The organism is Novosphingobium aerophilum (genome assembly GCF_014230305.1).
Classification (GTDB): domain Bacteria; phylum Pseudomonadota; class Alphaproteobacteria; order Sphingomonadales; family Sphingomonadaceae; genus Novosphingobium; species Novosphingobium aerophilum.
Genome location: NZ_JACLAU010000059.1, coordinates 1 through 11,599 on the forward strand (window position 1 = coordinate 1; position 11,599 = coordinate 11,599).

Sequence of the window (11,599 nt, forward strand, 5' to 3'; positions counted from 1 at the left end):
CGACTGTGCCAGCCCACAAGCGCGGGCGGGCGATGGTCAGGGTCTGCTCAGCCTGCCCGCTGCCGGCCGTGGCGAGGGGCACGGTCGTGGTCGCGGTGGCCGCAGTGCGGCCCAGATGATCGACCAGACGCGCGGTGACGGCCACCGGACTGGCGCTTCCCCCGTCATTGCGCAGGCGGGTGGCGACCCGCACCACCGCCCGGCCCGGGCTGATCGCCTCGGTGGTCGCGGCGATCCCGCTGCCGCCATGGTCGAGCATGTCGACATGGACCGCGTCGGTGACGATCAGGCGGACCGCGCGATAAAGCCCGCCATGGACGAAGAAGTCGCCCGAAAGCGGCAGGACGTCGGCCGTCGCCGATCCCGGCGCGGGCTTGCTGTTGTCGACGCGCACCGCCAGAAGGTTGCGCTGGCCGGGGCGGATCGCCGCGGTCGCATCGAAGCGGAAGCGCGAAAATCCGCCGGCATGGGCGCCGAGCCGCACCCCGTTGAGCCAGACCTCGGCGGTGCGGCTCGCCGCATCGAACTCCAGCCACAGGCGCTTGCCGGCAAAGCCACTCGGCGTAGAGAAGTTCAGCCGGTACCAGCCCACGCCCATGGTCTTGTCGATCGTCTCGGGCCGGTTGAGCCGCTCCGGCGTGTCCGTGCGGTAGAAGCCCACCCGGTTCCAGCTGTGCGGCACGGCGACGCTGGCCCAGGCGGAATCGTCGAAATCCTCCTGCTCGGGACCGATGGCAGCGGGATCGAGCTGGAAGCGCCAGCCGTCAGCCAGCACCTGAACCGGGCGATCGGCCGCGGCAATGGGGCCCGGGCTCTGCCTAGCTAAGGCCGGTGCCACACCGGCGCCCAGGGCCAGCCCCGCCACGGCAAGGGCGATCACGCTGTGGGTCTTCGGCATAGCCCTCATATCTCTTTGCCTTGCTCCATCCCACTGAACTGGCTCCAGCGAGCAATCAATCCCGTAGCGCTCCGCCGGTGGCCGGCTGCCGGGCCACGCTGCGGAAGAACGCGAACTTGCGCTCGTCCGGCCAGCTGGCCTCGGCCATGGTCGCGCCGAGGAGCACCAGACGCGGCTTGGCGGGATCGAACGTTGGCCAGGTCATATCGGCGCTGATGGGCTTGCCGGTCCGGGCGAAGCTGACCAGGGCCCGGGTCATCGCCCGGCTGAACGCGCGGTCCGCCGGAGTCCAGTCGCGCGTGTGACGGTAGCGGTTGAAGCTGTCGAGCGTGCCGAGCCAGAACGGCACCTCCGACGTGTGGTAGGCGCCCGCGGTGGCCGGATCGAGATCGGAGAAGGTCACGCCGGGGGCGTAGGAGTGGGCACGCGCGAACTCGTAGCTGTAGACCGGGGCCTTGCCGTGCCGGGTCTGCGCCGTCGCCCAGGCGCTCATCGCCAGGGCCATGGTCGCATCGCGATCGGCGGCGGTGGCCTGCGCCTTCGCCTCGGCATCCGAAGCGGCCGGGTAGAGCGCCAGGAACTCGCCCGCGCGGTCTCCGAAGCGCGTGGCGACCTTGGCGCGGTAGTCATCGAGACCGGCAACCGCGCCGATGCCGCCGAACGATTCGTCCTTGGCGAAGCCGAGCAGCAGCGGCACGTCGTTCTGCGCGGACCGGGCGAAGACGGCCTCGGGCTGGTCGGTCAGGACCCGGCCATCGACCGACGCTCCGACCGTCGGACCGCCCGGCACCCTCGGCAGTTGCAGGCGGTCGGCGGGGACATTGCGCAGATCGGCAAGGCTCTTCGCCTTCAGGTAGGCCTGCAGCTTGACGCCTTCGGCTTCGGCCGCGGCCAGCGTGCCGAGCCCGATCGGTCCGCCCATGGTCGCGCCGCTCATCCCCACCGCCCGGTGGAACAGTCCCTTGGCCAGCGGGCTCGCCTGGAGCGCCAGCACCGACATCGATCCGGCCGACTGGCCGGCGATGGTCACGTTGTCCGGGTCACCGCCGAACCGGGCGATATTGCGCTTCACCCATTGCAGCGCGGCGATCTGGTCGAGAAAGCCGTAATTGCCCGAGGTCTTGTCCGGCGTTTCGGCCGAGAGTTCCGGGTGGGCCATGAAGCCCAGCACGCCGAGCCGGTAGTTGAGGTTGACGAAGACCCCGCCCTCGCGCGCGACGGTCTCACCGCCGTAGAGCGCCATGCTCGAGGCGCCGATGAAGAACCCGCCGCCGTGGATATAGACGATCACGGGTGCGCGCTTGAGCCCCGACCGGGTCCAGACATTGAGCGTCAGGCAGTCTTCACTGGTGATCTCGGCGCCGCTGTACTGGTTGCCGAGCGGATTGCGCTGGGGCTGCATGCATTGCGGGCCGAACCGGTCGGCGTGGAACACGTCGGTCCAGGGCTGGACCGGCTGCGGCTCGCGCCAGCGCAGTTCGCGCACCGGGGGGGCGGCGTAGGGTATGCCGAGGTAGGCGGTCACGCCCGAGGACAAGGTGCGGCCTTCGACCGGGCCGGTGTCGATCCGCACCGTGGCCGGTCCCGCAGGGCCTGCCGCCACGGCGTGGGTCGACGGGAGAAGCATTGCGGCGACCGCCGCCAGCAGTGTCAGACGGTGCGATGCCATAATGATCCTCCGGCCCCATTCATCCGGACGTGTTCGTCCGTGTCGCGTCTTGCGCAGGGCGCACGCCGGACCTCCGGCGTGCGCCCCAGGCTCAGAACTTGAAGCGGACCCCGCCCTTGAAGGTCCGACCCATCAGGTCATAGTAGGCGCTGCCGTTGGCGGGCAGCGGCGGATCGCGATCGAGCAGGTTGTCGATGTTGAAATACACCTGGAACTGCCGGTCGGGCCCGAAGCTGTAGCGCAGCCCCAGGTCGACATAGGCCGCGGCCCGGATATTGTTGTCATTGATGCTGGTGGTCAGCGCCGGGTTGTAGCCGGCCTGGTCGGGACCGAAGAGCCCGTTGTTCTGGCGCGAGCGCGAGATGTAGCGGACGTTCGTGTTGATCCCGAAGCCGCCGATCTCATAGTCCAGCGTGGCGTTGGTCAGCCACTTGGGCAGGCCCGCCGGTCCGCCGAAAGCGGCCCCGGTCTGCCCGGCGCGATCGATCCCGGCCGGGAACAGCGTGGACACGTCGGTCGACGACCAGAACGAGATGACGCGAGTGGTCATGACGTTCACGGTCAGCATGCCGGCGAGGCCGATGTCCTCCATCGGCTGGCGGTAGTTCAGCGCGAAGTCGATGCCGCGGGTCTTGAACTCGGCGACGTTGGCGGTGACGCCCTGGACGCCGGTCATCTGGCCCGCCACCGGATCGTTGTTGGCGAAGGTGATCAGCGAGCACCACGAATTGCCGGTGTAGACGCCGCCGATGAAACAGTTGTTCACGACGCCCTGGGTCCCGGTCGAGGTGATCGCGCCCTGAATGCGGATGTTGTAGTAGTCGGCCGACAGCCGCAGCCGCTGGAAGAAGCTCGGCTGGTAGCTGACCCCCACCGTCTGGGTGGTCGCCCGTTCGGGCTTCAGGTTGGGGTTGCCGCCGACGATGAAGCCCGCATTGTTGGTCGGCCGGGCCACGCCGACGCGCGGATCGGCCGGCAGCGGCAGCGACTGGGTCTGCGGGGTGAACAGCTCGATCAGGTTGGGCGCGCGGATGTCGCGCGACCGGGTCGAGCGGATCAGCAGGCCGTCGAAGGGCTCCCAGGTCAGGCCCGCCTTCCAGGTCGTGACGCTGCCCGAGGTGCTGTAATCGGTCGCCCGGACCGCCCCGTTGAACTCGAAGCTCTTGGCCAGCGGCAGATCCTTGGCCAGCGGCACGATCGTCTCGAAGTAGGCTTCCTTGACGGTCTGCTTGACCGTGGGGAGCGAGACCCCGGTGCCGCTCAACCAGCCGCTGGTCTGCGACAGCGGATCGGTGTCGAGCCGGATCGATTCACGGCGGTAGTCCACACCCACGCCGACCGAGACCGGCCCGGCCCAGGTCGAGAAAGGCTCGCCCTGCAGGTTGGCCGACAGGTCGTGCAGCTGGGTCACACCGGAACCCGAGGCCGTACCCAGCACATAGGCGGCGGCAGCCGCGGACGGATTGGCCTTGCCGAGAATGTTGAGCGGCACGCAGCCCGCCGCGACGGCCGCAGCGCTGCGGCAGACGATCTGGCCACCGACCGAGACTGCGTCGATCGCATTGCGGAAGTTCGCCGAGTTGAAGGTGTTGCTGATCTTCACCCGCGAGGTGTTCTCACCGAAGACGTAGGACGCATCCCACTTCCAGCTCTTGCCGAAGCTGCCCTTGACCCCGGTTTGCAGGCGGATCAGCTCGTTGCGGATGCTGCGGACGCTCGGCCCCCAGTCCTGGCCCGAATAGCCGATCGACAGGCCGCCCGCGGGGACCAGCGCAAGCTGGGCTGGCGTCAGCGCTTGGGCGAGGAAGGCGTTGTCCTTGGCAATGGTCAGGCTCGGTCCCGCGCCTGCGCCATCACGCCGCACCAGGATGATGCCGGTGTTGGTAACGTTCGAGTAGAGCGGCTCGAAATAGAGGCTGAGCCGGTCCGACAGATCCAGCGTGACCTTGCCCATGAAGTTGTAGCGGGTCTGGGCCGGGCGCAGCTGCTGGGTGTTGAGGTTGTTGATCCCGGCGGCTGCGTTGGCGGCCAGGGCGGCAGGCGTGAAGAAGTCCAGGCTGGCGGTCATGTTGCCCAGCCCGGGGGTGAAGGTCGCGGTGGTGACACCGCCGCTGGCGGTCGGCACAAAGGCGAGGCCCTTGAGGGGGCCATTGGTCAGGATCAGGCCGCCGCTGGTCGCCGTGCCGAAGTAGTTGCCATAAGGGCCGACGATGGTGTTCGGTGTCCCGGCCGGACGGCTGGCGATCGTCGCGTTGTTCCACGCATTGCGGCCCCAGGCTCGGGCGGTGTTGTAGGCGGCCGTGCCACCATTGTCGTTGTACTCGAAGCCGACGACGACATGGCCCATGCCGTTGGCGAAGCTGGTGCCCGCGGCAATGGTCGCGAACTTGTTCTTGGCATCGTGGTAGCGGGTTTCGCCGTACTGGAACGAGCCGCGCACGCCGCTGAACTTGTCGTCGATCTGAAAGTTGACGACGCCCGACACTGCATCCGAACCATAGGCGGCCGAGGCGCCGCCGGTGACCACATCGCTGTTGCGCAGCAGGACGGTCGGGATCACGTTGAGGTCGGTGGTTCCGGCCGACGTGGTCACGCCCGGCACCATGGTCTGGGGCAGACGCCCCCGATCAAGCAGGACCAGCGTGCGCGTCGGGCCGAGCCCGCGGAGGTCGGCGAGGAAAGCGCCGGTGTTGCCGAGGCCACCGGCCGAAGGGGAAACGGCGGCGCGGAAAGCCGGAACCCGGTTCAGGGCATCGCCGATATCGGTCACGGCCCGCTGCTTGATGAAGTCCTGCCCGATCACGGTGGTGGGCGTGGGAGCGGTGTATCCGTCGCGAGTGATGCGCGAAGCGGTCACGACGATGTCGCCGGCGGCGGGCTGCTGGTCTGCCGCAGCGGCCGGAGGCGGCGCATCCTGCGCCACCGCAGGATTGGCGGCGAGCAGCATCGAGGCGCCGGCCAGCAAGGCCTGACGGAGCAAGCGGGTCTGACGGGTCGAAACGGGTGAATAGCGCAAGGTAGCCCTCCCTGGTGTGGCCGCTCTCTGGCGAATTGGTTTGGCCGATCTAACAAATCTGCTAGAATCGACCCAATGAATATAATTCATCATTTTCCACAAATGATTTTGATGGGTAGGTGGCGAAACTGCCTCTCCAGGATGCTGATTTGTCTAGCCGCAATCCGGTCCGGATGCTCGCTCCGGTCGAACCTTGTCGCAGCTTGGATCGGAGGCATTGGCCTGACCAGAACGGCTGGGAACGGCTACAGCACCGAAAAACTCGCCGTCTTTCGCCTTTCCCGCGGTGGAGAAGACCTGAAGTCTCAGCGAGTGGTTAGACCATGAACCCGGGGCGGAAGTATCATCAGGTCTCGTGGCGGCTGATCCGGGACATTGCAGTTGAGCAATGGGCAGTGGGCGTGCGGCTACCGACAGAGAAAGCCCTTGCGCTTCGGTACGGCGTGAGTCGCGGGACCATCGGTGAGACCTTGACCGCCCTGGAGGTGATGGGTCTGGTTGAGCTTTCACGCCAAAGGGGTGCCCGGCTGGTTCGGGTCCCCCATCCTGCCCAGATGATCCATCCCCGACCCAGCCAGTCGGAGATCACCGAAGCAAGGGTGCTGTTTGAGGGGGAGGCCGCAGCCCTCGCCGCCGTTCATGGAACGAGGTGCGAAATCGAGGCCATTCACGAATTGGCCCTGGCGAACCATCCGGATGAGCACCGCAGCGACCGGGCGTTCCACATCGCCATCGCGCAAGCCACGCACAATGGTGCTGTCCTCGCCACCATCGAGCGCCTGTGGGACGCTGTGCCCATAAGCGCCCCGCAGCCGATCCGAAGCAGGCCCGGGCATGACCATCTATCGATCGCGCTCCTGCTGCTGGAGCGCAACGCCTCGGGCGCGCGCAACGCCATGCGCAATCATGTCGCCGCGACATCCGGCGCCGGATGCCAGGTGCCGGACGCGCCGCCCAACCACCCTAGCGCTTGCAATCGGCAGGCCAACGTGCCGAAATGATCAAGGCTGCCCATCTGCTTACGGCGAGGAGACCCGTTCCATGACCCTATCCCGTCGCACCGCCTTGCAGGCCCTGGCAGCGAGTGTCGTCGCCGGCCATGCCCCAATGTTGAGCGCCGAGGGCAATTCACTCGACCGCCCGAACATCCTGTGGATCGTCAGCGAGGACAACAATCCGTTCATTGGCGCCTATGGCGACCGGCAGGCCCGCACGCCCAACATCGATGCCCTGGCCAAGCGCGGCGTGCTTTACCGCAATGTCTATTCACCGGCGCCGGTCTGCGCCCCGACCCGCTTCGCCATCCTCACGGGCGCCTATGCCGAGACCTGCTCGCCAGCCCAGCACATGCGCGCGAATGCCCACCTCCCGGCAGAACTGCGCACCTATCCGGAGCACCTGCACAACGCGGGCTACTATTGCACCAACAACCCCAAGACCGATTACAACTGCGATGTCGTCCCCGCACGGATCTGGGACGAGAGTAGCCCCACGGCGCACTGGCGCAATCGACCGAACGGCAAGCCGTTCCTGTCGGTGTTCAACCTGATGACCACGCATGAATCGTCGCTGTTCCGTCTGGCCGAGGGGCGCGAACGCTTTCGGGATGTGCGGATTCCGGCTTACCTGCCGCCCACCGCGGCGATCCGCGAGGACTATGCCAGCTACTATGCGCTGATGAGCGCGATGGATGCCCAGGTCGGCGCCCGCCTGAAGGAGCTCGAGGACGATGGCCTCGCCCAGGACACCATCGTGTTCTACTACTCGGACAATGGCGGCGTCCTGCCGCGCAGCAAGCGCTATTGCTACGACGAGGGGCTGCGGGTCGCCATGGTGGTCTACGTCCCGCCGAAGTGGCGTCACCTCTGCCCGGTGCCGATGGGCAGCGAGGTGACGGCCCCGGTCAACCTGGTTGATCTTGCCCCCACGCTCCTGTCGCTGGCGGATATCCCGACCCCCAAGACCATGCAGGGCCGCGCCTTTCTCGGTCGCCACGCTGCGGCGCCGGCGACCTACTCATTCGGCATGCGCAACCGGATGGACGAGCGCTACGACATGGTCCGCACGGTGACCGACGGTCGCTACCGCTACATCCGCAACTACATGCCGCACCGCATCTGGGGCATGCGCGGTGACTTCGAATGGAACCTCAAGTCCTACCAGTCGTGGGAGACCGAGCACCTCGCCGGGCGTCTCAATCCTGATCAATCGCGCTTCTTCGGCCCGAAGCCGTTCGAGGAGCTCTATGATCTGGCGTCCGATCCCGACCAGTTGCACAATCTGGTCGCCGCTCCAGCGCAACGCCAGCGTGTCGCGATCTTACGCCAGGCGCTCGACCGACACATGCTCGCCATCGTCGACAACGGCTTCATTCCCGAGGGTTCACCGGCCGAGGGCTATGCCGCCTCAAGGGACAAATCGGTCTACCCGCTCAAGGCGGTGATGGCCCTTGCCCAGGCGGCTGCGCGCGGCGACCCGCGCAAGCTCGGGCTGATGACCGCGGCCCTGTCACACCCCAACGGGGTGATGCGCTACTGGGCTGCAACCGGATTGCTGACCCTCAAGGACCGCGCTCATCCTGCGGCGGCCCAGCTCGCAAAGCTCGCGGCTGGCGATCCCTGGGCATCGGTCCGGGTGGTTGCGGCCGAGGCGCTCTGCCACGTTGGGCGCGCCGGGCACGGGGTGGCCGTGCTTGCCACCCTGTCCAATGCACCGGGGGACATCCCGCCCCGATTGATGGCGCTCAACGCGCTGGATTCGCTGGGTGACATGGCCCGCCCGGCCATGCCGGCCCTGGCCACGGCCGCGGGCGATCCGAACGAGTACATCTCACGCGCGGCCAAGCCGCTGCTGGCCAGGCTCAAGGGCGAGTACCGCCCGGACGTGGTCTATTCGTCCGGTCGACCCGCTGGTGTCTGACCCCGGTGGCATGATCCGCCTCGAGGGCGGCGAGTTCACCATGGGCTCGCTAAACTTCTACCCTGAGGAGGCGCCGCTTGTCCGGGTGCGGGTCAATCCCTTCTGGGTGGACGAGACGCCGGTCACCAATGCGCAGTTCGCCGAGTTCGTTGCCGCAACAGGCCATATCACCGTCGCGGAGGTCGCACCCGACCCGAAGGACTATCCCGGGATGCTGCCCGGCATGGACCAGCCCGGTTCGCTGGTGTTCCACAAGAGCACGGTCCCGGTCGGCACCGACGACCCTTCACGCTGGTGGTCCTTCACCTTCGGCGCCGACTGGCGTCACCCCCATGGCCCGAACTCCTCGCTCGACGGGCTCGACGACCATCCTGTGGTCCATGTCGCCTGGAGCGACGCGGCGGCCTATGCCAAGTGGGCGGGCAAGGCGCTCCCGACCGAAGCCGAATGGGAATTTGCGGCGCGCGGCGGGCTCGAGGGCAAGGACTTCGCCTGGGGCGATGAGCTCGCGCCGGACGGAGCCATGATGGCGAACACCTGGCAGGGCCTGTTCCCGTTCGCCAACACGATGGAGGACGGGTGGGAGCGAACCTCGCCGGTGCGCTCCTTCCCCCCTAACGGCTATGGTATCCACGACATGATCGGCAACGTCTGGGAGTGGACCGCCGACTGGTGGCAGGAGAACCGCAGGAAGCCCGGTGGCTGCTGCGTCGTCGCCAACCCGCGCGGGGGAACCCTCAAGACCAGCTTCGACCCCTCACAGCCGCATGTCCGGATCGGCCGAAAGGTGATGAAGGGCGGGTCGCACCTCTGCGCCGAGAACTACTGCCAGCGCTACCGTCCAGCCGCCCGCCATGCCGAGATGATCGACACCTCGACCAGCCACATCGGGTTTCGCTGTGTGAGGCGTGGCTAGGTTCCGGACCCGATCGCTCCAAGCGGGCGAAGGGTGGAGCGGATCGGCTGCTCCAGCCCACGACGCTTCAATCCCACCAACGATGGACGTGCCACATGCGAATGGACCAGTTCGACCTCAACCTGTTGGTCGCCTTCGACGCGCTGCTGACCGAATGCAGCGTCACCGGGGCCGCGCAACGGATGGGGCTGACCCAGTCCGCCATGAGTGCGGCGCTGAAGCGCCTGCGCGAAGCTCTCGGCGATGACATCCTGGTCCAGCAGGGTAAGCGGATGCTGCCCACGCCACACGCCCTCATGCTGGAACCGCAGATCGCGTCGGCGCTGCAAACCCTGCGCGGGGTGATCGCCTCAGCCACACAGTTCGATCCCACGACGTCCGATCGCCATTTCCACATCGTCGCCTCGGACTATGCGACGGCGGTTCTGGTCTCTCCGCTGATCAGTCGCCTTCAGGCAGTCGCGCCCAATCTGCGCTTCGACGTGAGACTGCCCGAACCGACCACGATCCTCGCGCTCAACCAGGGCAAGCTCGACCTCCTGCTCACGCCCGAGGGGTTCGTCTCGGCCGAGCACCCCAAGGAGCTGTTGTTTACGGAGCGGCACGTGGTGGTCGGCTGTTCGAGCAATCCGCTCCTGCACACGCCTCTGACCCTCGAAGGCTTCTACGCCGCCGGGCACATCGCTGTCATGATCGACGGGCGACCTTCGTTCATCGATTCCGCATTTTCCGCCGACAAGGCCCGACGGGTGGAACTGACCGCTCCGTCGTTCCTGCAGGCGACCTTGATGGTCCGCAACAGCACCCGATTGGCGCTGATCCACGAACGTCTGGCCCGAATGTTCCAGGCGCCCCTCTCCTTGGCGATCGCCGAATGCCCGCTGCCCCTCCCCACCATGCGGGAAATGATGCAGTACCATGCCGCTCGTCAGGATGACCCCGGGCTTGTCTGGCTTCGCAACGAACTGCGTGCAGAGGCCCAGCGAGGGGGCTGAAGGCAGGATTTAGGAACCGGATGGGGCCGGGCGATCCGTCTCGGCTCGGAGATGCGACCCTGGGGTGGAACATCAGCCAATCAGTCCGGACGGTGCGGCAAGACCGAATGGCCGGTCATGGCAAACCCCGTCGTTCATGAGCTGAGTGGCAAACGGCGGCAAAGTCGAAGGGTTTCGGGCGCCGGGAGGCGTACGAAAGTCTGACATGTACGACCCGCGGGAGGCAGGCGTTGCGCTATGGGGATTTCGGGTCGGCGCCGTGGGAGATGTGGCGCCGGAGCTGATGGTGGGCGCCACGAGGGCAGCGGATGGTGGGCCTGCCGGACCAATTGGCCAGGCTAAATGGACCGGTGTGGAGTGGTCCGGGTCGGCTGAGAAGGGATGCGTTTCCGATCAAGGCATGGGCCGTCGTTTCCTGCCACGGTGGTTCAGCAGGATGGAGGTGAGGCAGGTCACGCCGGGTCATGACACAGTCTCCCGGGCGGCAGCGACCGGCTCGGCGGTGCGCGCGGTTGGCGCCAGCGTTCGAAGGTCTCGGTAATGACCATGTGCCCACCGCAGCACGGGCATTGCGGACGGTAATCGGTAGGTTCGTCGGGTTCGGGTTCTTCGGCCGGCGCAGCTACGCCCAGCAGTCTGCGGGCCAGTGCCATGGCGTCCTTGTGGGTTGAACTGGCAAGTAGACCGTAATGCCGGATACGGTGGAAGCCGCGCGGCAGGACGTGGATCAGGAAGCGACGGATGAACTCGTCGGTCGCCAGCGTCATGACCTGCTGACGTTCGGCCGCGTCGCGGCGGTAATCCTTGAACCGCAGCGTCACGCCCGCCTCGTCGAAGCTGATCAATCGCCGGTTCGAGATGGCAACGCGGTGGGTGTAGCGTGACAGGTAGGCCAGCACGGCTTCGGGGCCGGCAAACGGGGCCTTGGCATAGACCACCCAGCGCTTCTTGCGCACAGGACCGATGTGCCGCCCGAAGGCACGCCGGTCCGCCAGCGCGGCAAGTGATCCGAAGAAGGCAAGTTTGCCGGCCTGATGCAACTGGATCAATTGCGAGAGGAAGAGGCGGCGGAAGAGTGCTCCCAAGACCCGCACGGGCAACAGAAAGGCCGGGCGCGACGCGATCCATCGCGAGCCGTCCAGCGCTATGCCACCGCCCGGCACGACCATGTGAACATGGGGGTGAT

General features: G+C 66.9%; 8 protein-coding genes. 4 read left to right on the plus strand and 4 right to left on the minus strand.

The window, feature by feature from the left end:
• The 3 genes from H7F49_RS18015 to H7F49_RS18025 form a co-directional block, all read right to left on the minus strand.
• Positions 1-898, minus strand: an 898-nt coding sequence (locus H7F49_RS18015; RefSeq protein ID WP_185684954.1) for a sugar-binding domain-containing protein, incomplete at its 3' end; no start/stop codon positions are given.
• 55 nt (positions 899-953) lie between these two features.
• Positions 954-2,567 carry a carboxylesterase/lipase family protein gene (locus H7F49_RS18020; protein ID WP_185684955.1) on the minus strand — a complete coding sequence of 538 codons (1,614 nt, stop codon included), beginning with the start codon at positions 2,565-2,567 and terminating at the stop codon, positions 954-956.
• 91 nt (positions 2,568-2,658) lie between these two features.
• On the minus strand, positions 2,659-5,583 hold the full coding sequence (locus H7F49_RS18025; RefSeq protein WP_185684956.1) for a TonB-dependent receptor domain-containing protein: 2,925 nt from the start codon (positions 5,581-5,583) through the stop codon (positions 2,659-2,661).
• A 323-nt stretch (positions 5,584-5,906) separates the two neighbouring features.
• On the opposite strand from H7F49_RS18025, the gene H7F49_RS18030 reads away from it, so the two are divergent.
• The 4 genes from H7F49_RS18030 (at position 5,907) to H7F49_RS18045 (ending at position 10,413) form a co-directional block, all read left to right on the plus strand.
• Entirely contained in the window at positions 5,907-6,584 is a 678-nt protein-coding gene (locus H7F49_RS18030) for a FadR/GntR family transcriptional regulator (protein WP_185684957.1), read from the plus strand.
• A 40-nt stretch (positions 6,585-6,624) separates the two neighbouring features.
• Positions 6,625-8,502, plus strand: coding sequence for a sulfatase family protein (locus H7F49_RS18035; RefSeq protein ID WP_185684958.1), 1,878 nt, complete (start codon positions 6,625-6,627; stop codon positions 8,500-8,502).
• 10 nt (positions 8,503-8,512) lie between these two features.
• A complete protein-coding gene (locus H7F49_RS18040) occupies positions 8,513-9,418 on the plus strand; it encodes a formylglycine-generating enzyme family protein (protein ID WP_185684959.1) in 906 nt (301 codons plus the stop codon).
• 101 nt (positions 9,419-9,519) lie between these two features.
• The gene (locus H7F49_RS18045; RefSeq protein WP_235982317.1) at positions 9,520-10,413 is read left to right on the plus strand and encodes a LysR family transcriptional regulator; all 894 of its coding nucleotides are present in this window, start codon (positions 9,520-9,522) and stop codon (positions 10,411-10,413) included.
• 452 nt (positions 10,414-10,865) lie between these two features.
• On the opposite strand, the gene H7F49_RS18050 is transcribed toward H7F49_RS18045, so the two are convergent.
• Positions 10,866-11,599, minus strand: a 734-nt coding sequence (locus H7F49_RS18050) for an IS91 family transposase (protein ID WP_185684961.1), incomplete at its 5' end; no start/stop codon positions are given.